Here is a 22,233-nt window from a genome sequence, read left to right on the forward strand (position 1 = left end):
AATAATAATACTTCTTCGCCTCTTATATTACAAATAGATTTGATGCAATGGAACAATTTGTTTCGGAAAAAAAGCCGGATGTTCCCGGCATAAAATTTAAATAACACGATTCGGATTTCATGATATATTGGTAGGTGATACGGAGAGTGTCGAATCATTAAGGATTGGACAATGGTGTATGGATTACGAACGGAGGCTGAGGTGCTTACCGAAATGAAGGCTGTGCCTAAAAAAATCATCACATGGCTTTGGTTATGGTTGCCGCTCACCCTTCTTCTGCCGGGATGCTCACCGGATGCCGAGAGACACAAAACGCAGACGCAAACGTTTAACCCTGAATGGCAGGTCCTGTGGGAGTCTGGGGGAACAGAGCCTGCTACGCCGGCTGCAATAAAAAACAACCGGGATTGGAAGAGCCTGGCCCGGGAAAGGGAATCCGCCATAAGGCCAAAAGAAGCAGCGTCTGCGTGGTTTCGGACCACGCTGCCGGAGCTTATTTGGAAACGTCCCGCCATTTCGCTCGAACGGGTGGAGGGATTGACGGTTCTGGCTTATCTGGATGAGAGTCTTCTTTATGAGTCCCGGCGTGATTATATGTATACAAGCCACAAAATCCTTCTGCCGATCCACCGGGAGGATGCGGGCAAAACCTTGTACTTGAGGATTGACTCTCCTGGCAAATCGCATGGAATGGAAGGAAGCCTTAAAATCGGGGAGTACGAAAAGCTGCGGGGTGAGTTTATCCGGAAGGATTTAAGCGACTTTGTTATGGGCAGCACGTTTCTGTTTATCGCTGTCGTCATGTTTTTCTGCCTGTTTTTCCTGCCTAGGCATTACAGGTCCAGTTGGCTTGCCCTGACCGCCGTCAGCGGCTCCAGCGGAATTTTGCTGATCACTTATACGCCTTTTATGTATACGTTCTTTGCGGACCACGGAAAAATATGGGTGACGATGTTTGATCTTGCCCTGTTCGTGCTTTTTCCATCGCTGACCTTTTATTTCGAAAAAATATACGGTCCTGGCCCCTTTGGCTTAATCCGGCGCTTTAGAATATTCCAGTCGGTTTATTCCGCGGGGTGCGCCGCATTCATGACGGTTAACTTGATCGGCGGCAATCGATATCATGATATATACTACGTGTTCTCCGTCCAGGTTTTGGGTTTGATCATGATATTGCAAATGCTGCTCCTTATCGGCGTAACGGCTGCATATGCGGCGAAAAAAAATAAGGACGCTTACATTTTTTCGATTGGTTTCGTTGTTCTGGCCGCTGCCTCTCTGGCCGATTTGATCAGCTTTTATGCCAAGAACGGCGATTATCATTTCTATCTTTGGAATTGGGGAGTTCTCGGGTTCATTGTTTCCCTGATCGTCATGATCGGCGTGAAGTTTATGCGGAGCCACGAACAGGTTGTCCGGTATTCGAAAGAGCTGGAGCTGTTCAACAATGAGCTTCAACGGTCAGAAAAGATGGAAATTATTAGCGAACTGGCCGCTTCGGTCGCGCATGAGGTTCGCAATCCGCTGCAGGTAACAAGAGGGTTCATGCAGCTGCTGACCGAAAAATCAAATGCGGGCCAACAGGAGTATCTGGGCCTCGCGCTTAAAGAACTGGACCGGGCCTCCGCCATTATTACGGATTTCCTAACGTTTGCGAAGCCCGAAATGGAACAGATCAGCTTGCTGAATTTATCGGAAGAACTGCGGCATGTTGCAGGGATACTCCATCCGCTTGCCAACCTTGAAGGAGGCACGATTCAGCTGGACGTTCCGAATGACATCTACATTGCCGGCAACTCGTCCAAATTGAAGCAAGCGATGATCAACCTCGTGAAAAACAGCATTGAAGCATTGAACGATGAGGGCACCGTTAAGATATGGGCGGTGAAGGATAGAGGGAAGGCGGTTATCTATATAAGGGATAACGGCATCGGTATGGATATGAACGAGCTTTCCCGGCTCGGCGAGCCGTATTTTTCAAATAAGACCAAAGGTACCGGCCTGGGGCTGATGGTCACCTTTCGAATAATAGAAGCGATGAACGGGAAAATTCTTTTTACGAGCCATAAAGGCATCGGCACGGAGGTCATGATTACCATCCCGCTTGCCGAAAAGCCCCGGGAGATGGAGCAGGCGTAACCATAAGCATCAATGGAGGAGGCACCCTTTGGGGGCCTCCTTTTTGGTTCAAGGATCTGGAGCCCTCGAAAGGGCGTTTTTTATGTTATTCCGTACAATTTAGGAATAATTTTTCAAATTTCCGATTTTTAGAAGGTACATGGACCTTGAATATCGAATGTATAACCATTCATTCTGTATCAAAAAAACGAGCTTTCGGCACCGAGAAGGAACAACTCTCTTAATGATGTCGTTTCCATCCTTATTGTTGAGGTGTAGCATGAAGATGGCGTTTAATGCAAGAGTATTCGTCCTTTGGACATTATCGGCAGCGCTGCTTTTAAGCGTTTGGAACACTGCTTACGGCAGCCATTCCGAGGAAGCGGAGGAAATATCGGAATGGTCCCTGATGTGGATCGATTCCGCGGGAAGCCCCCCGAGAAAGCCCCGGAACATGCAGCGGAAAAGCAATGGTTGCCGGCTGAGACTGCTTTCAACCATACGAAAACCAAAAATGCGGTGTGGATTCGATTGAAAGTCCCCGATCTTCATACTTCCACCAAAGCCATTTTGCTCGATAAAATCTACGGCAAGCGAATTACGGTTTTTGCAGGTACGGAGAAAATTTATGAATCAAGCTACAATTATCAGCTGAGTCAGATCCTCTTACCCCTCCATGAAGAATTATCGGCCCCCTACATCTATCTGTGGCTGGAAACGGAAAACGACCAGCCGAATTTGAATAACCGAGTTTTTATCGGCGATTTTCATACGCTGCTCACCCGTTTTGTCAAAAGCAACCTTGCGGATATCGTCCTCGGCAGCACGTTTATCTTCATTGCCCTGACGATGCTGATCTGGTCGATCTTTCTCAACAGAAGGTACATCCTGAGCGTGCTGTCTCTCTCGCTTGTGATTTTGTCCGTTGGGATACTCGTTTTTACATATTCGCCTTTCTTGTATATCCTGTTCCAGAACAAGGGGGAATTGTTTACCAAGCTTTACGATCTGTCTCTTTTGATTTTGCTGCCGTCCTTCAGCCTCTTTTTCGAGAAAATATTCGGGCCGGGAAGGAAGGGACTGCTTCGAAAACTGCGAAAGTTCCAGATCGGGTACTCCGTCTTCTGTCTGGCGTTCTTGATTGTAAACCAGCTGTCCTTGGGCCGGTATGATGAATTGTATTACCTGTTTTCCGTAAAGGTGCTGGGTCTGACGATGATTGTGCAGTTCATGCTGCTGATCGGAAGCTCAATGGTCTATGCGTTCAAGGGCAATAAGGATGCGTTTATTTTTAATATCGGTTTTGCCGTTTTTGCGGGGGTTAGTCTGGGTGAGCTGTTCCGGTTCTTTATCAGCGGCGGGGATTACAAGCTGGTTTACTGGAAATGGGGAGTCGCCGGTTTCGTGGTCATGCTGATCATTATTTTGGGCCGTCTTTTTGCGCAAAATCATGAACAGATCATGAAGTATTCCCAAGAATTGAAAATGTTCAATCATGAGCTTCAGCGGTCGGAAAAAATGGAGATCATCAGTGAACTTGCTGCCTCGGTTGCCCATGAGGTCCGCAATCCGCTTCAGGTAACGAGAGGATTCCTGCAGCTTTTGAGCGGAAGGTCCCATCCTTCGGAGCGTGAATATCTTGATATGGCTCTGGTCGAGCTGGATCGGGCAGCCGGAATCATAACGGATTTTCTGACCTTTGCGAAGCCGGAATACGGCAGGGTATCCACGCTGCAAATATCGGATGAATTCAAACACATCGAAGGGATTCTGACACCTCTCGCCCATCTCCAGGGAGGCCGGATCACGGTGGATATTCCGGAAGGAATATGGATTCGGGGGAACTCATCCAAGTTCAAGCAGGCGCTCATCAACATCATTAAAAACAGCATTGAAGCGCTTCAGGATGAAGGACAAATACATATCCGGGCTTACGCCCGGCAGGATCAGGTATATATTCACGTGTGCGATAACGGAGAGGGGATGGAAGCCGATGAGTTGGCCCGCCTGGGGGAACCGTATTTCTCCAATAAAACGAAGGGAACCGGGCTTGGTTTAATGGTTACCTTCAGGATCATTGAAGCCATGAACGGCAAAATTCATTACAGCAGCAAAAAAGGAGCGGGAACGGATGCCGTCATTACCTTGCCCGCAGCCAACGGATAAGCCGTTGGCTGCGAAGGGGGACGGCCCGTCCCACTCCTTTTGCTTGTTTGGAAATATATCCGATTTATGCGTATTGTCTTATTAATTATGTAGGTGTTACCACATGGCCTTTTCCTTGGCTTCGGATTTAATGACTCCGGACGGATTGGGCGGAATGACCAGATACAGCTCGTTGGACTGTTCTTCCACGGTTCTTACCTGGATGTGGTCCGGAATCCATACCCCAAGGACTTCCTTGATGGCTGCTTTCGGATCGCTCAGCAGTTTTGCCTTAAAGCTAGGATCCTCCCATGCTTTTTGAATCAATTGCGTTTGAAAGATGGCTTCTGTCGTCATTAGAATCACCCTTTCAAAATTGGTTATTTATTACTCTTAAAGAATACCATGGAATAAATATAAAATCTATTATTTTTTGTTTAATATAGACAGATAGTAATTCAGTCCGCCATGCTCCAGCATTTTGCGTCCGTTTTCGATGCTGTCGGCATCTGCATTCAACTCGTTAAGCAAGGTTTGGTGAAAGGATAGGACATGGGGGGCATGAATCGGCGAATCGAGCAGGCGATGATGTGTATCGGATGCGATTTCCGCATAACGGCGCAGCGTCTCGTTGAGGTATATCGCCTGTTCCGCCTCGGCACGGGATAGACGGTGGTCTTTCGTCAGATTATTCTCGGCTTTAATCAGGGAGAGCAGACAGTTGTAGCTGCCATCCGCCAAGTCCTGCTCCCAATCGGCCCAATCATCCATCATTTGCAGGGTGAGGAGCACATGGTCCATGAACTCGGAGGCTTGGGCTATCAGATCGCTCCGATTGGCAAGCAGCAAGGCCGCGGTGCTTCCCAGTTTAACCGGGGCCGCTTTTTTGGCAATTCCGATGGGATGGTGCCGGAAGTCATCGTAGTCGCATTCGTAAATGACCCCTTCGGCCCATTCTTGAACGTAGTTTCGCAGATAGGACCAAAAAGGGCTGTCTGATGGGAAGAATTCTTGATACAACCGAATGAATTCACTTTGAAGGAGGTTGGCAAGCGCCAGTTGAAACTTCCATTGACCCGGACGGTATTCTTCCGGTGCGGTGTCCATAATGTCATCCTGAATAAAAAAGTAGAGCATCCCGAAAATATTAGCGACAGATAGTTTGCGGTATACAGCCGGGGGCAGAGATGTGAGGTCTTTCATCCAAAAGGGAAGGAGGTAGCAAATATAGTTTTTGGCGCTTCCTTGCTCAAATACGTCAAATTGCCGCATATACCGAAGCCCCATCTGATCCAGAGGAGGAGGGAAGTCGGCGATGACCGCGCCGCATTCCGCAAATACTTCCGCCAGATCACTTTCATACGGTTGAAACCAGTCCATAGCATCACCAGCCTTAAATATTTTACAATTGACAACTTCAAAGGTGTTTTTTTGCCTGGTTGCTCTCCCATATTACCACATATTCCTATTGAGTTAAATATTTACAATTTCTTCTTTGATAAGAGGATAGATGCAATCGCTTCATGCTTTCTGAACATGACAAAAAAGCCCGCGGAAGTTATGGGATCAGTCCCCAAGTCCCCGAAAGACTTCCGCCGGCTTTTAAGAGTTAGGATAGTATAAACAACAGAGGTATGCCATCCTTATCTCGCAAGAAAAACTTCCGATAAACGCGGTCTGTCTTCTGAGAAAGTACGTCGATGGACGTTTTTTTTTATTCAACTACGATTCTGCGTTCTGCGGCCAGGGTCCGCAAGCCTATCAAAATACTTTCTTTCTCGGCAGGCGGGAGGTTTAGGCGAAGGCCGTACTCAAAACGTAAAGAGGAGTCGTTCCGCTGCCATCGTATTTCGGCGGGACAATGAATCGGAGTCTCCGTAAGCGTCAAATGCAGAACGACCGTCACTTCGTTCGTGTCGGCATGAAGATTCAAACCGCTGGTTATTTTGCAGCCGCTCTTGCTGATATTTAAAAGCTCCGCTTCCGCCGGCTTGCTGTTTACGGGCGTTCCGTTCAACTCCTTGAGTTCCAGCAAACAGGGCAGCGGCTGGTAAAATACATATCGAAAAGGCTCTTTACGGTGGTTCAACGATCTTCCTCCCAGTCGGTTTATGCTCTCATTATAATGGACAGCCACTGGCAAATCTATCGTCATCTACCGTCAAAACTGGAAATCAAGGGAACCAGTAGAGGATGGTACGGCCAACTAAAGAAAAGCAAACCGAACATCGCAAGCTTTCACAACAAGATGCCAGCGAGCGCAACGCAATAGAAGGAAAATTCGGTGAAGGCAAGCGCGAGTTTAGACTTGGGCGTATTCGAGTACGCCTTTCATCGACCAGCGAAACCGTAATCGCACTGCAATTTCTAATTCGCGCCAGCCAACCAAGGGCGTCCCCTATCATGCGCTTCCGGTTGCGAAACAACTTCTTCTATGTATTCGGATTCGTACCGCTTGTACCGCACCACGCAATCCGGAAGTTCATGATGGATCTTCCGGCAGTTTTGTGCAACGCATCCGGCGTATGAAGAGCTGGCGGCAATCTCCGTTCCCACTCGTTATCTTCTAGCCGCAACATTATTATTGCCTAGAAAAGGAAGAGATGATATATTATAAAAAATCCTTGAGAACGGTTTCATGATACAAGCTTCTGCAAGTTTTCCCTTGTCGGTCCCTTGTATCATCTGATAATACGCTTGAAAGGAACCTAACCGTATGTATGATAAGAATACGATTTTTATTATCGGTGATGCCAAAGCGCCGCAAAATAATCCGATTACTAAAAAATATAATCAGTATTTTCTGGCAATGGTGGTCGCCCAGACAGATGGAAAGATCATAGATGTTGAATGTTCGGCGACAGTGGACATAACTAAACGTTTTGTGCAATCGCTTTTTATTGGACGCAATATGGATGATCCTTCGATTGTAGAAGACATTAGCCAGCGTTATTTTGGATCATCCCAAAAAGCGTTAATCGTTGCATTTAATGATGCTCTAAAAAAATATCAAGCAATTACTGCTTTGCCTAATTAAACCTAGGCGAAATCCAGTCTAACTGTTTCATTGTTAGGCTGGATTTTTTAGTTTGTACAAAGGAAAAAAGGAGATGACTATCAATGATTGAAGATGGATTTATGTATCTAAGTGTGCTTGTTGCGATGGCAGCTTTGATGGTAGCTTTTGAGAAGCGATTTAGTACGAACAAATTTTTTAAATTTATACCGGGCATTGTTCTGATTTATATCGGAGCTGCTGTGATGCAGACATGCGGGTTATTTGCGGATAATGATTCTACTTCAGCTATGTATTCGGGGGTTAAAGGTGCTTTACTCCCAGCAATGCTCGCCATCATGTTATTAAAATGCGATATGCGAAGCATCATTAAGCTTGGTCCAAGAATGTTTGGTGGATATCTTGTTGCAGTTGTCAGTATCCTTTTTGGGTTTGTCATCGTGTATGCTGTTCTCCAACCTTTCTATGTGGATGATACTTGGAAAGCTTTCGGGGCACTTGCCGGAAGTTGGACAGGTGGATCAGCAAATATGGTGGCCCTTCAAGACATATTGAAAGTTCCTGAAAATATTTTTGGTTATGCACTTATGATGGACACAATCAATTATGCCGTTTGGGTGATGTTCATGTTTTGGCTCGTTCCATTCGCTGGAGCATTTAATCGCTGGACAAAGGCAGATGACGGATTTATCCAACAAGGATTTAATGAGATTGCAGCTGCAAGTGAAGAGGAGCAAACAGGACCGGAGTTCCAGCATATCTTGTATTTACTTGGTATTGGTCTCTTAATATCTTCTTTATCAACCTTTGCGGGTGAGCATTTGCCTGAAGTTGGAGCTGTTATTAATGGAACAAGCTGGACCATTATGATCGCTTCGGTTATTGGATTAGTATTAGCTCAAACACCGGTAGCTAAAATTCCAGGAGCTCTTGATGTTTCTAATGTCATGCTTTATATCATTGTTGCTCTTATTGCATCACAATCTGATTTTTCAAATATTGCTCAAGCACCAATTTATCTAGTGTCTGGTTTTCTTATCATGCTAGTTCACTTAATCATCATGTTACTTTTAGGGAAACTATTTAAATATGATCTATTTACACTTGGAGTTGCGAGTCTGGCAAATATTGGGGGTATGGCTTCAGCACCAATGTTAGCTGCTGCATATAATCGGACACTAATTCCAATTGGCGTCATCATGGCTCTCATGGGTTCATTCCTCGGTACTTATTTTGGCATGTTTGTCGCTAAAATTTTGGCCCTTCTATAAAAAGAAAGGAAGTGTACAACCGTGATTATCAAAGATTTACAAGTAGGCCGCAGAAAAATACCCTTATGTATGCCCTTTAAAACAGCTTTAAGAACGGCAACGGAAATAGAAAGTATTGATGTTACCTTGACTCTTGAGAATGGGCTCATAGGGAGGGGGGCTGCTGCACCGACCTTCGTTATTACGGGTGACTCTTCCGAAAGCATTGAGACAGCTCTCATGGGGCCAATAAAAGATGTGCTCGTCGGAAGTGATATCGGTCATTTTCAAACTGCACTTCAGGGCATTCAATCTTGCTGTGTCGGTAATCCAAGTGCAAAAGCTGCGGCAGATATCGCTTTGCATGATGCCTATTGTAAATTGCTAAATGTGCCGTTACATGCCTTTCTTGGAGATAAAAAATCACTTCAAACATGTATGACTATTGGGGTCGATACACCAGAAAAGATGGCAGATGACGCTAAAAGAAATATAGATTCTGGGTTTAAGATTTTAAAAGTAAAAGTAGGTGCGAACCCTGGTCTTGATATTGATCGCATCGAGGCTATTCGAGATGTTGTTCCGAAAACGGTTAAACTTCGTCTTGACGCTAATCAGGGATGGACGCCAAAACAAGCCGTCCAATTGATAAATGATATGGAAAAAAGGGATTTAGGAATCGAATTTATTGAACAACCTGTTGCAAGTCATGATTTAGAAGGATTGAAATTCGTCACGGAACGTGTTGGCATCCCAGTTATGGCAGATGAAAGTCTTTTTTCAGCCAAAGACACATTAAAGCTTGTTTCCGGACGTTATGTTGATCTATTAAATATTAAGCTTATGAAATGTGGCGGTATTTCAAATGCTTGGAAGATTGCCAGTATTGCCGAGACAAATGGTGTTGCTTGCATGATCGGAAGCATGATGGAACCTGCACTTTCGGTCGCTGCTGCAGCTCATTTTGCGGCGGCCCATCCAAACGTGAAGTATTTTGATTTAGATGCTCCATTGTGGCTGTCTGAAGAACCAGAGGAACTCTATTATGTTACTGAAGAAGTTATTTTATCTGATTTACCTGGTATCGGTTCAGTCAAAGGTTAGATATGTTGGATGAATAAAATGGGGGGATGGAAATGAAACGTTGGTTCTTGATTATGATGGTTGTTTTACTAGCAGGTGTTGGGTTAAATACACCGATTCATGCCGAGGAAAAAAACATAGGGGAAACTGCTTATGTCGATGTCTCCGTCGCAACACTTTGGACAGCTCCAGATATCCTACGCCCTGTTGATGCACCATCCGCGACAAATCCAGTGGATATGAGAAAATGGACAAGCTCTATGACATATGAACAGCAAGTACAATTATCTGATGATGGGATGCTAGAAACGGAGGCCCTTTACGGCAATAAGGTCACGATTCTTGAAAGAAAAGGTGAATGGGTAAAAGTTGCAGTAGATGGTCAACCAACACCGCGTAATGACTTGGGATATCCTGCTGGATGCCGGCTTCGCAGTTAACATACAGTAAAAAATATGCTGAGAAGGAAAATCACCCATTTGTTTTAATCACAGCACCAACGACTTATCTTTTTACAACACCTTCTTTTAATCAAAAAGGAATTGAAATTAGTTACAATACTCGCCTACCTTATTTAGGAGAAACAAAGCAAGCTTTTAAAGTGTTAAAGACAGATGGCCATCATGCCTGGGTAAAAAAACAAGATGCACAAATGTATCAATCGCAATCCACAATTCCAACACCGACAGGAGAAGACTTAGTGGAAACAGGCAAAACGTTTTTAGGCCTTCATTATTTATGGGCTGGGATGAGTGGATTTGGATTTGATTGTTCAGGATTTACGTTCACCATCCATCAATCGCATGGCATTACCATCCCGCGTGATTCAAGTGTTCAAGCAAAATATGGGGATCCTGTGCCACTTGATGAATTAAAACCTGGTGACTTACTCTTCTTTGCCCATGATAATGGTAAAGGAAGAGTCCATCATGTTGCGATGTATGCCGGAGATGGTATGATGATTCACTCACCAAATTCAAAAAGGGATGTTGAAATCATTCCTGTTAACACAAAAGGATATATCGAAGAATTAGCAAACGCTCGCCGTTATTTTCCAAATAATAAGTGAGGAAATAATCATATTCAATTCGGTTTATTGAATGCGCGGCAGTTTCAGTAACGGATGCTATAAGGAAACGCCAAAGTGCATACCGGACGCATGGCGAGAAGTCGGATATATGGAAAGCAGAAAGAAATTCGCTACTCCAAACGGAACATCGCAAGGAAGCGTTGTTAGTCCGCTGTTCAGTAACATTTACCTGAACCGGTTCGACCACGAAATGACGAACAAAGGGTACCGACTGACGCGATAGTACAGATTGGTAAAACTCTTGCGGCCGGGATTTTTTTCTGGTCTGCCCATAACAAAGCAGCCCTCGCTAGGACTGCTTGCGTTTGGATATTGCAGCACGGCGGATTAGCTTTTGCCCGAACGGATCTGTTTCTGCCAGCTTTCGCGTTTCAAACCGCCGTGATCGCCCCCGCCATGTCTCCAATGCCCGCCGTAATGATGTCCGTGATAGGGATAATGCGGGTAGGGATAGTATGGAGGGGAATGCGGAAAATAGCCGAAAGGAAACGGCTGATAAGGATAGGGATAAGGATAATATCCCGGAAAGCCGGGATACCCGAACTTTGGCCCCGTCGTTGGCAAACCTCTGTTTTGATGCTTATTCATTCCAATCTCCATTCCGGAAAAATGGGCTGGTTTTTAACCGCTAAATATACTGAAGACCCGAAGTGTAAGGCAGGGGAATGACAGGCAGAGCATGACGTCCATTCTCCTGCTCCTGCTCCCGGTACGGGGACTGCGGATCAAACAGGAGGGACAACAGCCCCTCGTCATCGAGCATGATCGTTTTCCCGCCGGACGAGTAGCGGTATGGTCCGTGCTCTCCTTCGGCCTGAAGCATGCCCGCGGTTTCCTCGGGAAAGAGCGGTGCAATTTGGCGAAGAAGCTCGCGGCCGTTGACCAAGTAAACCGTGCCGGTGTTGCGGATGTTCTCTTTAGCTGCACCCGAAGCTTCAAGCAAACCCGAAAGTTCCCGGTCCTGCCATGCCAGCGGAACGATCAGCTCCTGCAGCCCGTAAAGGGTGAGAGCCTGGGAGAGCAGGAACGCAGCCGCTTGGCCGTTCCCAGCCCATTCGATCAGCGTGGCTGGCCTCGAGGGCGTCATTCTCGTTCCCGGCACGCCCAACACGGCGACGGCTTTTATCTCCCCGTCTTTTGCCGCCGTAAGAACTTTTTGTTCCAACCGGATCACATTGGCAAAGGCGCTGGCCCCGAGAAGTTTGTCCAACTCGTTTGGGCTGGCGGCATACGCCGCAGTACGATTCCCCAGCAATTCATGAACCCTGAACAAATCCTCGGCCTCCATCTCGCGAACCTCCCAGCCGTTGTCCAGGGAGCCCGACAACCGATCCGCCGTTTCCGGCGTCATGCGGTGTTCGGATGCCCGCCCGAAAAGACGGCATCCCGCCCGTGTATACAAGGAACGTCCGCCCGATATAAAAACCAGCGATGCCCCGGCCCGTTCGGCATGCTTGAAGCACTGGTTCAGCAGTTCGCCCGCGAGGCCTTTTCCGCGGCTTTCCGGATCGGTACAGACCGAGCCTATCGAATATACGCGGAGTTCGGCGGCGTTAATCCGGATCGTAAACGGGACAAGCCCCATAAATGAAGCGATTTTCCCCTCCTCGTCAAAAGCGCCGTAGGAATGGCTGACGCCGGGATCAAAAATAAAAGGGAAGGAGGTCCCCATGGAAGGCTGTTCCGGTTGCTTGAGGAAGATGCGGTCCGACAGCTCCACGGCTTGCTTTAATTGTTTCGATTCCATTCGAGTAACATGCATGATGTTTTATTCCTCCTTTTTAAAATGCAATTCCTTATTCCATTCCTTACAATCCAACTAAAACCAGTATAAAGTTCCATTTCCCTGAAAGCCAGACCTCGCACCTTTAAAAGGCAGAGAACACTTTACCTGACCCGGGCCGGCGGTCTAGTAAAGCCTTATTCAACCTTACGCCGGGCTTGGGCGCCATCGACTTAAGCAGCCCGTTTTTGGGGTAATCTATAGTAAGTCTTCAAGATCGGAGGGATGCCTTTGCTCAGCTTTGTTGATTCGGTCATCATTTTATCCGCGCTGCTGCTGTTGACAGGGGTGCTTACCACCAAGTTTTCATCAAAGTTCGGAATGCCGGCTTTGGTGCTTTTTATGGCGATCGGCATGATTTTAAGCCGGTATATCTATTACGACAATGCCGAAATTACCCAATTGGTCGGGATTTTTGCGTTAATTGTCATCCTATTTCAGGGAGGCATGCAGACCGATTTCAAGGAGATCAAGCCGGTCCTTGGTCCTGCGTTGTCTTTGGCCACCCTGGGGGTTCTTCTCACGACGGCGGTGGTAGGGATCAGCGCAACCTACATACTCGATATTTCTTTGGAAAAAGGTTTGCTGATCGGTGCCATTGTCGGTTCAACGGATGCGGCGGCCGTTTTTTCGGTAATGGGCGGTTTGAACATCAAGCGGAAAATAACGAGCACGCTCGAAGCGGAATCCGGCAGCAATGACCCGATGGCCGTGTTTTTGACGGTGTCTTTGATTGAATGGATTCAGTCTCCGAACATGACCTTATTAGGCATGCTCTTATCCTTCGTGATGGAGATGGGGCTTGGACTGATCGTGGGCATGCTTGTAGGGCTGCTTGCCGTGTTTGTGATCAACCGGATTAATTTCGACTCGTCGGGCCTTTACCCCGTCATGTCCCTGGGATTTGCCATCTTTACCTATGGCGCGGCCGAGGTCGTTCACAGCAGCGGCCTGCTGGCGGTATACGTCATGGCACTCGTCGTGGGAAATACGGAGTTGACCTACCGCCGGACGATTCTTGCTTTTAATCAGGGCTTTGCGTGGATGATGCAAATCGCCATGTTTGTGCTGCTTGGTCTTCTGGTGTTCCCGAGCCAGCTTTCCGGGATTGCCTGGGAGGGGCTGATATTATCCTTGCTGTTGATGTTCGTGGCCCGTCCGGTCGGCGTTTTGGCGAGTCTGGCATTCGCGAAATTCGATTATAAGGAAAAACTGATGGTGGCATGGGCGGGCCTTCGCGGAGCCGTGCCGATCGTGCTTGCCACTTATCCCATAATGGCGGGGATCGAAGGGGGACAGATGTTTTTTAACGTCGTTTTTTTCGTTGTGCTGACATCGGCCGTCATTCAGGGAACCACGATCTCGCCGCTGGCGGTAAAGCTGAATCTGGTAGAGAACGACAGGCCGCAGCAGCCGTCTTTGCTGGAGCTGTTTGCGCTGGGCAAAGCTCATTCGGAGATTAACCATATCCAAGTAAACCAAAATATGCCGATTGCCGGGAAGGAAATTCAGGATCTTCATCTGCCCGACGATATATTGTTTACCGCGATCATCCGGGGAGACCGGATTATTACGCCACGGGGCAGCACGGTCATCCAGCAGGGAGACACCCTGTACGTGATGAGCCCGAAAACGAAACGGAAACAGATGAAAGCCATTTTAGGATTGGACGCGCAGGGAACGAAAAGCCCAAAATGATTTGTGACGCAGCTAACTGTCGAAAATTTTCCATCGTTTTAAGATGAAGGTATAAATTCGATGGGAAAACTTCATCCTAACTTCATTAAAAATCATTCCAAGAGTTTTGCAATACGAAAAAAAAGCTGATATAATAAAGACAAGGATTTAGATTAAGTCTAAATACAATATAAAAAGGAGAGGATAACATGAGCAACATGACTGCAAATAATCAAATTCGTACGACGGGGGAATTGAACTCCGCATTGAATACCCAGCTGGCCAACTGGAGCGTGCTTGGCGTAAAGCTGCACAACTATCATTGGTTTGTGAAAGGTCCCCAGTTCTTCACCCTGCATGCCAAATTCGAAGAACTGTACAACACGGCTGCCGAATATGTCGATGAGCTGGCGGAACGCCTTCTTGCAATCGGCGGCAAACCCGCTGCAACAATGAGCGAATATTTAAAACTGTCCGTAATTCAGGAGGCTTCGGGCGAACCAAGCGCGGATCAGATGGTTGAAGCTTTGGCAGCCGATCTCGGAACGATTGCGGAAGGCTTGAAAGCCGGCATCGAAGCCGCTGGAGAGCAGGGAGACGACGTCACCGCGGATCTGTTCACCGGCATGAAGGCGGATGTGGAAAAACAGGCCTGGATGCTCAGCGCGTTTCTCGGCAAATAAGAGGCGATAACTCCAAAGCCGTTCCTTTTTAAAGGGACGGCTTTTTTCCATGCCCGGAAATGAATTGCGGAGGAAAAAAGTCGAGTCTTTATGTCAACCGCTGCGTATATACCTCTTAGCTAAGACAAAGGGGAGAAGCAAACATGTACACGATGGAAACCAAGAACCAACTGGAAGCCGAGCTGAACGAGATCTTAAAATGGGAAAAAGAACAGAAAGACGTGTTTTTCTGGGAAAAAATCGGGCGCATTCCGTTTATGCTATTGGACCGTTTAACGCCCAAAGTAGTCCGCGACAAAATAGGAGAAGCGCTGAATGAGGTTGGGGGTTTTGTCCAATCCGGCGGCAAATACCTTGTCCGGGAGAAGACGGTCATCCGACTGCTTGCCCGGACGGCGGCTCAGGGAAAATCGGGGTTGGATCGCTTAATGGACACGGAAGAACGCAGCGGCCTGCCGGGGAACGAAGAGACGTTTACCGGTCCGGGAACGGAAGAAGCCGTCATGACACTGGAGGAAGCCTCGAAGCTCCCTCTTTCCGTCATGGACATGACGGCGGATGGAATAACGGCAAAAAGGGTGAAGTTTGCCGCGGCTCAAGGCGCCGCCACAGGCATCGGCGGAGTGTTCACGATTGCTGCGGACATTCCGCTGGTACTAGGACAGTCGCTCAAGGTCCTTCAGGAGATGGCGCTTTGTTACGGTTATGACCCGAATGATCCGATGGAACGGGTGTTTATCGTCAAGTGCCTGCAATTTGCTTCGGCCGATATCGTCGGCAAAAAATCCGTACTGGAAGAGCTTGCCGCCTTTGACGAACAAAAGGGCTCGGAGCAGGTGTTTTCACAGCTGCAGGGCTGGAGGGAGGTAGTGCAATCGTATACCGACAGCTTCGGCATGAAAAAGCTGTTCCAGCTCATACCGATCGCCGGCATTTTCTTTGGATCCATCAGCAACAAGGGAACGATCGGGGATGTGGCGGAGACGGGGAAAATGCTGTATAAAAAACGCCGGGTGGCGTATCGGTTGCGAAACACGGAATATCCGCTGTAGCGCTTATAAAGCGATGCAAACACAAAACCGGAGCGCCGCAGGCGGCTCCGGTTTTGTGTCCAATCAATAATTTGCTTAATATTTCTCGTAGATGATTCGGCGTTCCTCTCTCGGAGAAGGAGCGATGAAGTCTTGTCTGCTTGGATTAGCGGTTATCCACTTTTTCGGGGTACATGTCATGGTTCATCAGGCGGTGCGCGGCCATTTCCTCATACTTCGTGCCGGGACGCCCGTAGTTGCAGTAAGGGTCGATGGAGATCCCGCCGCGCGGCGTAAACTTGCCCCATACTTCAATATAACGCGGGTCCATCAGCTTGATCAGGTCGTTCATGATGATGTTCACGCAGTCCTCGTGAAAATCCCCATGGTTGCGGAAGCTGAACAGGTACAGCTTCAGGGCTTTGCTCTCTACCATTTTGATATCGGGAATATAGCTGATATAGATGGTAGCGTAGTCCGGCTGGCCCGTGATCGGGCACAGGCTCGTGAATTCCGGGCAGTTGAATTTGACGAAATAATCCCGGTAAGGGTGCTTGTTATCAAAGCTTTCAAGAATGCTTGGGTCGTACTCGAATTTATATTTGGTTCCCTGATTTCCGAGCAGGGTGATATCTTCCATTTCCTGGCGCTGTCTTCCAGCCATGTTCAAAACTCCTTTTTTCATGAATTAGACACCCCGTTTATTGCTCCACACCAGAGTATGAAGCTGCGGAAGCACCCGCACGTCATTCAGCCGGTCCGACTGCATGACCGCGTCCACAAGACGCTCGTAGCGCCCGAGAAGATCGCTGACGTGCGCGTCGGCGTCGGTTGTGCTTACATCCGGATTCCCGGTTTGCACATAAAACGGAACGTTCGGATAGCGCTCATGGACCGTTTCTGCATAAGCAAGATCGGCATCGTCAAAGACAACGACCTTCAGGCTGAAGGAACGGCCCGGCGTCCGTGCGGACAAACGGGAAATGATATCGTCCAGCTTGCCCCAATCGGTATGCATTCCAGAGCTTGGGGGCTTTGGCGAAATCGTGATCTCGTCTATATCCAGCAGCCAATCCTGCCAGCGCGAGCCTTGAGTCTCAACGGCAACCGTTATGCCGTGGCTGTGCAGAACATCGACCAGGCCGCCGAGCTGGGACAGGAGAGCCGGATTTCCGCCGGAAAGCGTGACATGGTCGAACCGGTCTCCGCCCAGGCGGAGCAGCTCTTCCCAAATTTGGACCGGACTCAAACGCAGGATGGAGTCCGTCCCCGAGCCATCCCAGGTAAACGCGGAATCGCACCAGGCGCAGCGGTAGTCGCAGCCGGCTGTCCGTACGAACATGGTCTTGCGTCCGATAACCATGCCTTCCCCTTGTACGGTCGGGCCGAAAATTTCCATGATGGGAATCGGACGTTCGATCACGCTTGTGAAAGCCCGGTTTTCGCTTGAAACGGCAGCAGGTGCCGGAGATTGACCGTTATTCATGTTCCATCCACTCCCGTCTGACTTCGGCATAGCTGGTCGGCGTTTCGAAGAGGCGGACGAACTCGGTCCGGGTCTCCTGCTCCCGAAAGGTTTCTCCTTTGGCCAGAGCCTGCTCCATCTTCTCGTACAGCCACACGACCATGTTCTCGGCCGTCGTATTCATCGGCGGGAGGGTTTCGTTCAGATAACGGTGATCGAGATATGGCTCGATCTCCGATTTCCATATCTCTTTGATCTGGCCAAAATCGACCGTGATTCCGACCTCATCCGGTTTTCCGGATATGCCGAATACCACCTTGTACGTGTGGCCATGCAAATTTTTGCATTTGCCTTCATAGGCATGGAGGTGGTGGGCTGCGTCAAAGGTAAACTCCTTAGAGACGAGCACGCGCTTCCTGTGGTACCGCAAGCTTCCGGCATCGATGTCCTCTCCAAGCTTCTGCAGCCGTTCCACGATCCGAAAAGCTCCAGGCTCCCGGCTCATGACGTGATGCCTCCATTCATCCGGGCCGTACGCCGGCTCAGGTATTTATTCAATCCGGCACCCCGCAGCTGGCAGGCAGGGCATTCCCCGCAGCCGTCGCCCTTGATGCCGTTATAGCAGGTAAGGGTATGCGTGCGGACGTAGTCCAGGACGTTCAGGCGGTCCGCCAGTTCCCAGGTGTCGGCTTTATCGAGCCACATGAGCGGCGTATGAATGACGAACGGGTAGTCCATCGCAAGATTGAGCGTTACGTTAAGCGATTTGATAAAGCTGTCGCGGCAGTCCGGATAGCCGCTGAAATCCGTCTCGCATACGCCGGTAACCAGATGTTTGGCTCCGAGTTGTTTGGCAAGCACGGCAGCAAAGCTCAGAAACAGCAGATTGCGGCCATCGACGAAGGTTGTCGGAATGCCGTTTTCCCCTTCCTCGATTTCGATGTCGCTGCGGGTGAGCGCATTGGGTGCCAGCTGGTTCAGCAGGCTCATATCCAGCACCGTTTGTTTAACGCCCTGCTCGCGGGCGATTTCGGCTGCACATTCGATTTCAAGCTTATGGCGCTGGCCGTAATCGAAAGTGACGGTTTCCACCTCGCCGAATTGTTCCTTGGCCCAGAACAGGCAGGTGGTGCTGTCCTGGCCGCCGCTGAACACGACGACCGCTTTTTCGTTTTTAAGCATAAAAAAACCCCTCATTCTTCGCAAAATTGCAGGCGGCGCCGTGCCGGCCCGAAGAAGAAAGAGAAGTTCTTGAACTGAGTCCGTAAAAAAACAAGCCTTATATTTATCGCAGAAGCGCCATCTTCCTTTCTGGAAGGATCGGCGGTACTGCATATGAATAAGACGGTGTAGTTTTTTATAGAGGGAGTTCGCGAACCTCTCCCATGCGTAAAACGCATGGATTGTCTTCTATTGTCGTGACGGTTAACAACTGCGGTTGTAACCATATGCCGTTAATTATAACACGGACGCTTCATTTGATAAATACTCCGCCGAACGGGATTACTTCCCTTAGAAAGCGTTTGATGATGCCATCGTCATTCATATCCCGCTCCAGCCGCTGATTTTGTCTGCCTGCCTGAAACAGGACATAGCCCTCGCCCGTCAGCTTCCAGTGGTAATCCATATGCTGGCTGGCCAGATGATTGCCGTATACCGTCAGGTCCAGCTTGGCGTTCTCGGGGTATGCGATAATGCTGCCGGCATTAATGTAAAGAGGCTCGGTCGGGTGAAGCTTTGCCTCACAGACGGGGCCTTGCGTCAGGATGCCGATGCTTCCCCTGCCGCTGAATTTCATTTTAACCGCGTCGCGGGTAACCAGCATGTTTTTGATTTTCAGGATCCGGGTCTGCATGCTGACGCCCCGGGTGTAAAAGAAGACATGGCGAAAATCATACAACAAGTCCTCGTTGTTCCCAATGGGAATTTCCCGCATGCTGTAACCGCTTGGCAACGCGGCCGTGAACTGGCTCGGCCCGCTGACGTCGGCCCGGATCAGCTTTTTCTTGCGGTACATTCCTTTTACGTTCATCAGCCGGTCACTGCGGCCTTGGGATGGCCCTCTATAGGCGACGATTTGGTCCGGGTGCAGAACATGGACGAGATCGCCCTCTTGCAGGGAGAAGGTGACAGCCTGGCCAGCGCCGGCGGCAGCGGTTTCTTCCATGCGGATGATCAATTCGGATTCCCCCTTTTACGAACGATGTGCCGCCGCTAAAACCGACGGTTGCTCCGCCGCATGCCGAAACGGAGCGCCCGGGTCAGGATGAAGTAACCGGCTAGAAGCGCTGCCGCCGTAATGCCTACGGTTTTTAACCGTTCGGCATTGCGTTTACGGGCAGCCTCGGCCTCCTGCAACTGGCTGACCATTTCCGTGAGCTGCCGATTCTGTTCGGCAAGATCGGCATTTTGCTGCCGGTATACTTCCGTATCGATCCGGGCCCGGTCGAGGTCTTGAAGCGCCCGCCGATAGCTGTCCTTTAACTCGTTGATCTCGTCCGGCAGTTCGGAGAACTGCTGGAAATTATTGTAGATATCATTGAAATAACCTGCCTGTGTGGTGCCTTCACCTACAGGAAGGAGGATACCGGCCGCCACGAGCAGCGGGAGGATCACATATGCTTTATAGGGTCGGGGCTTGTCCACCGGGATCACCGCCTTTGCTTAGGTCTGTTGAACATATATACGGACCATGCCCTGACATGTTTCCATAATATCATATACCCGTTTCATAGGATGAAGGAAGAAACAAGGATGAGGGGGTTTAACTTGCGGCTTTGAGGGGTAATGGAAGTCAGGAAGCGCTGCGAATGAGGCGGGACCGCATAACGGACGAACACTCCCCCACCATTAAAATAAACGTATGGAACATAAAAGGAGAATGAATATGACGAAAGAGAACAATGTAAAAAAAATTATGATCACGGTAAACGGAAAGCCTGTCGGCAGCGGGCTTCTGATTGATAAAGTTACCTATGCACCGGTGAAGCGAGCGGCCGACTCATATCCCGGCCAAAACGCGTCGGGCGAAACGGCTATCAGCTAACCCAGCTTTGCAATAACTGGAAAGATGAAGGGGCTGTCCCAGAAGTAGATTTTTTTCTTCTGTGAGACCGTTCCCTTTTCTTTGTTCAAGCAAAAAGGTCAAGGACTGGAGCTAAACTTGCTCCAACCCTTGACCTTTTTGACTCATTTGTGCCTACTTAAGCAGATTATGGAGAAAGGAAGGCCACTAGGGGCTCCAGGCTCACTTTGGATAAGGCCTGGAGCAGGAATCGCCGGGAGTTCCGGTTGCTCTTCATTTGTCTATCTACAGCGGTATGGATGACACGAACGAGATGATCGCTTCTTTAAGATGGTTGCCTGACACTTCCATTTTATCAAAGAGCGATTTCTTTTTGTCGTTTTTTAGGTGGGCTATGCACGAAGCAGCGTCTTTCAACAACCAAGGGGGTTTTGGGAGGCCCCTTTTTTGCGCTATTACCGAGCTCTTCTAAGGAATCGGGGGATTTTTGTCGAAAACGGGCGTTCGAACATATGTTCCGTGACAGAAAGCTGTCCTTCCGAATTGGTACATTAATAGAAGAACAGGAAAGAGGTGGGTGTGTTGCAGTCGGGCTTGTATACGGATTTTACGTGGAGCAGAAACCATGTAGCCGCAAGCGGGACCAATCAGGTCTATTTGCTGGTGGAATGGCGAGGAATGCCGGGACAACCGAGAAACGACAACTTGGGTTTCAGGCCTGTCGCAGGGCGGATTCAGCTGCACCTTCAGCTTGGAGCGGGCGTCCGGCTTGCTAAAGTATATGGATGTAAGGCCGAGATGTTAAATGACAGAAGTTTCACGTTCATACTGGGTTCCCTTTGGCAGGGAATGGAAAAACAGATTGTTCTCGGATTTGAACTAACGGCTCGGCCGTCAGGAGTTTATCCGGTAGTTACTGCTCTATGGACATATGAGGACGAGAGGGAAGAACAGGTTGTTGTTTCTTCTATTACGCAGTCTCTTCAGTTTAGCAATCATACGGCGGTTCTGAATAAAATGATGGATAAGCGTGTGGAGAAATACTTGAAACTGCTGCAAAATCCGGCAGTTCTTGAAAACGCTCTAAGGGCTTTTGAAAGGGGCTGTTATGAGCGCGGAGAGGAAATTATCCGCAGGAGAGCGGACGAAATGCTCCTGTACGCTGCGCGATTGAATGACGGCGACTATTTAAAAGAAGCGGAATTGCTGTACGGGCTGGGAAGCAGGTTTATGGATACCTATGCCTCAGTTGCCGCAGTTTGAAGGTTCATGCAAATCGATGTTCAAAAAAAGGACTTTAGGCTTATAAAATAGAAGGAAAAAGTAAGTCGTGGTAGTTATGTGAAAGCAGTCGGAAAAGAAGGGATATGAGAAAAAGGGTCGAATGTACTATTATTAAGTCTTTTTTATAAGTCTAATTTACTAGATGGATAGGGAGAATGCATATGACTGACCGACTGATCCGACTGATGAAAATTATTATCCTCGTTCAGGCAAGACCCGGCATTTTAGCCAGAGAGCTTGCCGAGCGGTGCGGAACCAGCGAGAGAACCATTTACCGAGATATGGACGCGCTGAGCGCGATGCATATTCCGATCACCCATCAGGGACGCGGACGCGGGTATTCGTTTATCGGCCATTTCGCGATGTATCCGTTCGGTTTAACGGAGGATGAGGTTCAAGCGCTGTATAAGCTGTTGCCTTTGCTTGACGAAATCAAACCCATGCTGCCGGACAGTTTCGAGGGGGCCTATGAGAAGGTGCTTGCCGCCGTCTACAAGCAAAATGCCGAAAAGGCGGAGTTTCAAAACGGAGAGCGGGAAGAATGTCCCGAACGCAGCATATAACAACCCAAAAGAACGGTTCT

At 48.6% G+C, this 22,233-nt stretch carries 24 protein-coding genes and 2 pseudogenes; 14 read left to right on the forward strand and 12 right to left on the reverse strand.

Going from position 1 to position 22,233, the window contains the following annotated elements; genetic code table 11:
• Positions 1 to 171: 171 nt before the first annotated feature.
• Together XI25_RS09365 and XI25_RS09370 are read left to right on the forward strand one after the other, a co-directional pair.
• A complete protein-coding gene (locus tag XI25_RS09365; RefSeq protein ID WP_235439777.1) occupies positions 172 to 2,139 on the forward strand; it encodes a sensor histidine kinase in 1,968 nt (655 codons plus the stop codon).
• Positions 2,140 to 2,517: 378 nt separating this feature from the next.
• Positions 2,518 to 4,284, forward strand: coding sequence for a sensor histidine kinase (locus tag XI25_RS09370; protein WP_235439778.1), 1,767 nt, complete (start codon positions 2,518 to 2,520; stop codon positions 4,282 to 4,284).
• Positions 4,285 to 4,380: 96 nt separating this feature from the next.
• Here the strand turns inward: XI25_RS09370 and XI25_RS09375 are convergent, their stop codons facing one another.
• From XI25_RS09375 to XI25_RS09385, 3 genes are all read right to left on the reverse strand, one after another.
• Positions 4,381 to 4,620, reverse strand: coding sequence for an NHLP leader peptide family RiPP precursor (locus XI25_RS09375; RefSeq protein WP_046678324.1), 240 nt, complete (start codon positions 4,618 to 4,620; stop codon positions 4,381 to 4,383).
• 69 nt (positions 4,621 to 4,689) lie between these two features.
• On the reverse strand, positions 4,690 to 5,643 hold the full coding sequence (locus XI25_RS09380; protein ID WP_046678325.1) for a class 1 isoprenoid biosynthesis enzyme: 954 nt from the start codon (positions 5,641 to 5,643) through the stop codon (positions 4,690 to 4,692).
• Positions 5,644 to 5,977: 334 nt separating this feature from the next.
• Positions 5,978 to 6,352 (reverse strand): PilZ domain-containing protein, encoded by a 375-nt coding sequence (locus tag XI25_RS09385; RefSeq protein ID WP_046678326.1) that lies wholly within the window; start codon positions 6,350 to 6,352, stop codon positions 5,978 to 5,980.
• A gap of 110 nt (positions 6,353 to 6,462) precedes the next feature.
• Between XI25_RS09385 and XI25_RS34450 the strand changes: the two are divergent.
• Positions 6,463 to 6,636: pseudogene (locus XI25_RS34450) on the forward strand (transposase); the annotation flags it as partial.
• Here XI25_RS34450 and XI25_RS36805 read toward each other — a convergent pair.
• A complete protein-coding gene (locus XI25_RS36805) occupies positions 6,631 to 6,819 on the reverse strand; it encodes a DUF6431 domain-containing protein (RefSeq protein WP_442950370.1) in 189 nt (62 codons plus the stop codon). The pseudogene XI25_RS34450 and the gene XI25_RS36805 overlap by 6 nt on opposite strands.
• A 160-nt stretch (positions 6,820 to 6,979) precedes the next feature.
• On the opposite strand from XI25_RS36805, the gene XI25_RS09395 reads away from it, so the two are divergent.
• The 5 genes and pseudogenes from XI25_RS09395 to XI25_RS35745 all read left to right on the forward strand — a co-directional run bounded on the left by XI25_RS09395 (position 6,980) and on the right by XI25_RS35745 (position 10,925).
• On the forward strand, positions 6,980 to 7,300 hold the full coding sequence (locus tag XI25_RS09395; RefSeq protein WP_046678327.1) for a DUF3870 domain-containing protein: 321 nt from the start codon (positions 6,980 to 6,982) through the stop codon (positions 7,298 to 7,300).
• Positions 7,301 to 7,383: 83 nt separating this feature from the next.
• The gene (locus XI25_RS09400; protein WP_046678328.1) at positions 7,384 to 8,550 is read left to right on the forward strand and encodes a DUF819 family protein; all 1,167 of its coding nucleotides are present in this window, start codon (positions 7,384 to 7,386) and stop codon (positions 8,548 to 8,550) included.
• 21 nt (positions 8,551 to 8,571) lie between these two features.
• Positions 8,572 to 9,633, forward strand: coding sequence for a dipeptide epimerase (locus XI25_RS09405; RefSeq protein WP_046678329.1), 1,062 nt, complete (start codon positions 8,572 to 8,574; stop codon positions 9,631 to 9,633).
• A 53-nt stretch (positions 9,634 to 9,686) separates the two neighbouring features.
• A pseudogene (locus XI25_RS09410) lies at positions 9,687 to 10,681 on the forward strand (C40 family peptidase).
• Between the two features lie 109 nt (positions 10,682 to 10,790).
• On the forward strand, positions 10,791 to 10,925 hold the full coding sequence (locus tag XI25_RS35745) for a hypothetical protein (RefSeq protein WP_268794482.1): 135 nt from the start codon (positions 10,791 to 10,793) through the stop codon (positions 10,923 to 10,925).
• 104 nt (positions 10,926 to 11,029) lie between these two features.
• Here XI25_RS35745 and XI25_RS09415 read toward each other — a convergent pair whose 3' ends face one another.
• Both XI25_RS09415 and XI25_RS09420 read right to left on the reverse strand, forming a co-directional pair.
• Positions 11,030 to 11,290: a hypothetical protein gene (locus XI25_RS09415; protein WP_200901403.1), complete on the reverse strand. Its 261-nt coding sequence runs from the start codon at positions 11,288 to 11,290 to the stop codon at positions 11,030 to 11,032.
• 40 nt (positions 11,291 to 11,330) lie between these two features.
• Complete coding sequence (locus XI25_RS09420; protein ID WP_046678330.1) at positions 11,331 to 12,464, reverse strand: GNAT family N-acetyltransferase; 1,134 nt, start codon at positions 12,462 to 12,464, stop codon at positions 11,331 to 11,333.
• A gap of 246 nt (positions 12,465 to 12,710) precedes the next feature.
• Between XI25_RS09420 and XI25_RS09425 the strand changes: the two genes are divergently transcribed.
• From XI25_RS09425 to XI25_RS09435, 3 genes are all read left to right on the forward strand, one after another.
• Positions 12,711 to 14,183: a potassium/proton antiporter gene (locus XI25_RS09425; RefSeq protein WP_046678331.1), complete on the forward strand. Its 1,473-nt coding sequence runs from the start codon at positions 12,711 to 12,713 to the stop codon at positions 14,181 to 14,183.
• A 188-nt stretch (positions 14,184 to 14,371) separates the two neighbouring features.
• Positions 14,372 to 14,845 (forward strand): Dps family protein, encoded by a 474-nt coding sequence (locus XI25_RS09430; RefSeq protein WP_046678332.1) that lies wholly within the window; start codon positions 14,372 to 14,374, stop codon positions 14,843 to 14,845.
• Positions 14,846 to 14,997: 152 nt separating this feature from the next.
• On the forward strand, positions 14,998 to 15,897 hold the full coding sequence (locus tag XI25_RS09435; protein WP_442950374.1) for an EcsC family protein: 900 nt from the start codon (positions 14,998 to 15,000) through the stop codon (positions 15,895 to 15,897).
• A gap of 145 nt (positions 15,898 to 16,042) precedes the next feature.
• Here the strand turns inward: XI25_RS09435 and queF are convergent, their stop codons facing one another.
• From queF to XI25_RS09465, 6 genes are all read right to left on the reverse strand, one after another.
• Positions 16,043 to 16,540: a preQ(1) synthase gene (gene queF / locus XI25_RS09440; RefSeq protein ID WP_046678334.1), complete on the reverse strand. Its 498-nt coding sequence runs from the start codon at positions 16,538 to 16,540 to the stop codon at positions 16,043 to 16,045.
• A 24-nt stretch (positions 16,541 to 16,564) separates the two neighbouring features.
• Positions 16,565 to 17,362, reverse strand: coding sequence for a 7-carboxy-7-deazaguanine synthase QueE (gene queE, locus XI25_RS09445; protein ID WP_152669105.1), 798 nt, complete (start codon positions 17,360 to 17,362; stop codon positions 16,565 to 16,567).
• Positions 17,355 to 17,846, reverse strand: a complete 492-nt coding sequence (gene queD, locus XI25_RS09450; RefSeq protein ID WP_046678335.1) for a 6-carboxytetrahydropterin synthase QueD — start codon at positions 17,844 to 17,846, stop codon at positions 17,355 to 17,357. The genes queE and queD overlap by 8 nt, the downstream gene beginning before the upstream one ends.
• Positions 17,843 to 18,523: a 7-cyano-7-deazaguanine synthase QueC gene (queC, locus tag XI25_RS09455; protein WP_046678336.1), complete on the reverse strand. Its 681-nt coding sequence runs from the start codon at positions 18,521 to 18,523 to the stop codon at positions 17,843 to 17,845. Before queC ends, queD begins: the two co-directional genes overlap by 4 nt.
• A gap of 292 nt (positions 18,524 to 18,815) precedes the next feature.
• Positions 18,816 to 19,508, reverse strand: a complete 693-nt coding sequence (locus XI25_RS09460) for an AIM24 family protein (protein ID WP_200901407.1) — start codon at positions 19,506 to 19,508, stop codon at positions 18,816 to 18,818.
• A 47-nt stretch (positions 19,509 to 19,555) separates the two neighbouring features.
• Positions 19,556 to 19,987, reverse strand: a complete 432-nt coding sequence (locus tag XI25_RS09465; RefSeq protein ID WP_052759538.1) for a hypothetical protein — start codon at positions 19,985 to 19,987, stop codon at positions 19,556 to 19,558.
• 241 nt (positions 19,988 to 20,228) lie between these two features.
• Here XI25_RS09465 and XI25_RS33680 point away from each other — a divergent pair, with 241 nt between their 5' ends.
• The 3 genes from XI25_RS33680 to XI25_RS09475 all read left to right on the forward strand — a co-directional run bounded on the left by XI25_RS33680 (position 20,229) and on the right by XI25_RS09475 (position 22,213).
• Positions 20,229 to 20,387 (forward strand): hypothetical protein, encoded by a 159-nt coding sequence (locus XI25_RS33680; protein WP_200901404.1) that lies wholly within the window; start codon positions 20,229 to 20,231, stop codon positions 20,385 to 20,387.
• Between the two features lie 558 nt (positions 20,388 to 20,945).
• Positions 20,946 to 21,629, forward strand: a complete 684-nt coding sequence (locus tag XI25_RS09470) for a hypothetical protein (RefSeq protein WP_235439797.1) — start codon at positions 20,946 to 20,948, stop codon at positions 21,627 to 21,629.
• A 182-nt stretch (positions 21,630 to 21,811) separates the two neighbouring features.
• A complete protein-coding gene (locus XI25_RS09475) occupies positions 21,812 to 22,213 on the forward strand; it encodes a helix-turn-helix transcriptional regulator (RefSeq protein ID WP_046678339.1) in 402 nt (133 codons plus the stop codon).
• The last annotated feature ends 20 nt before the right edge of the window (positions 22,214 to 22,233 follow it).

Origin of the sequence: Paenibacillus sp. DMB20 (assembly GCF_000987955.1) — a bacterium.
In the GTDB taxonomy this organism is placed as follows: domain Bacteria; phylum Bacillota; class Bacilli; order Paenibacillales; family Paenibacillaceae; genus Paenibacillus_AQ.

Excerpts from the sequence above, each read along its gene's own strand:
- XI25_RS09365 (WP_235439777.1), top strand. The coding sequence starts at position 172 with ATGGTGTATGGATTACGAACGGAGGCTGAGGTGCTTACCGAAATGAAG.
- XI25_RS09370 (WP_235439778.1), top strand. The coding sequence starts at position 2,518 with ATGGTCCCTGATGTGGATCGATTCCGCGGGAAGCCCCCCGAGAAAGCC.
- XI25_RS09375 (WP_046678324.1), bottom strand. The coding sequence starts at position 4,620 with ATGACGACAGAAGCCATCTTTCAAACGCAATTGATTCAAAAAGCATGG.
- XI25_RS09380 (WP_046678325.1), bottom strand. The coding sequence starts at position 5,643 with ATGGACTGGTTTCAACCGTATGAAAGTGATCTGGCGGAAGTATTTGCG.
- XI25_RS09395 (WP_046678327.1), top strand. The coding sequence starts at position 6,980 with ATGTATGATAAGAATACGATTTTTATTATCGGTGATGCCAAAGCGCCG.
- XI25_RS09400 (WP_046678328.1), top strand. The coding sequence starts at position 7,384 with ATGATTGAAGATGGATTTATGTATCTAAGTGTGCTTGTTGCGATGGCA.
- XI25_RS35745 (WP_268794482.1), top strand. The coding sequence starts at position 10,791 with ATGGAAAGCAGAAAGAAATTCGCTACTCCAAACGGAACATCGCAAGGA.
- XI25_RS09415 (WP_200901403.1), bottom strand. The coding sequence starts at position 11,290 with ATGAATAAGCATCAAAACAGAGGTTTGCCAACGACGGGGCCAAAGTTC.
- XI25_RS09420 (WP_046678330.1), bottom strand. The coding sequence starts at position 12,464 with ATGCATGTTACTCGAATGGAATCGAAACAATTAAAGCAAGCCGTGGAG.
- XI25_RS09425 (WP_046678331.1), top strand. The coding sequence starts at position 12,711 with ATGCCTTTGCTCAGCTTTGTTGATTCGGTCATCATTTTATCCGCGCTG.
- XI25_RS09430 (WP_046678332.1), top strand. The coding sequence starts at position 14,372 with ATGAGCAACATGACTGCAAATAATCAAATTCGTACGACGGGGGAATTG.
- XI25_RS09435 (WP_442950374.1), top strand. The coding sequence starts at position 14,998 with ATGGAAACCAAGAACCAACTGGAAGCCGAGCTGAACGAGATCTTAAAA.
- queF (WP_046678334.1), bottom strand. The coding sequence starts at position 16,540 with ATGGCTGGAAGACAGCGCCAGGAAATGGAAGATATCACCCTGCTCGGA.
- queE (WP_152669105.1), bottom strand. The coding sequence starts at position 17,362 with ATGAATAACGGTCAATCTCCGGCACCTGCTGCCGTTTCAAGCGAAAAC.
- queD (WP_046678335.1), bottom strand. The coding sequence starts at position 17,846 with ATGAGCCGGGAGCCTGGAGCTTTTCGGATCGTGGAACGGCTGCAGAAG.
- queC (WP_046678336.1), bottom strand. The coding sequence starts at position 18,523 with ATGCTTAAAAACGAAAAAGCGGTCGTCGTGTTCAGCGGCGGCCAGGAC.
- XI25_RS09460 (WP_200901407.1), bottom strand. The coding sequence starts at position 19,508 with ATGGAAGAAACCGCTGCCGCCGGCGCTGGCCAGGCTGTCACCTTCTCC.
- XI25_RS33680 (WP_200901404.1), top strand. The coding sequence starts at position 20,229 with ATGACGAAAGAGAACAATGTAAAAAAAATTATGATCACGGTAAACGGA.
- XI25_RS09475 (WP_046678339.1), top strand. The coding sequence starts at position 21,812 with ATGACTGACCGACTGATCCGACTGATGAAAATTATTATCCTCGTTCAG.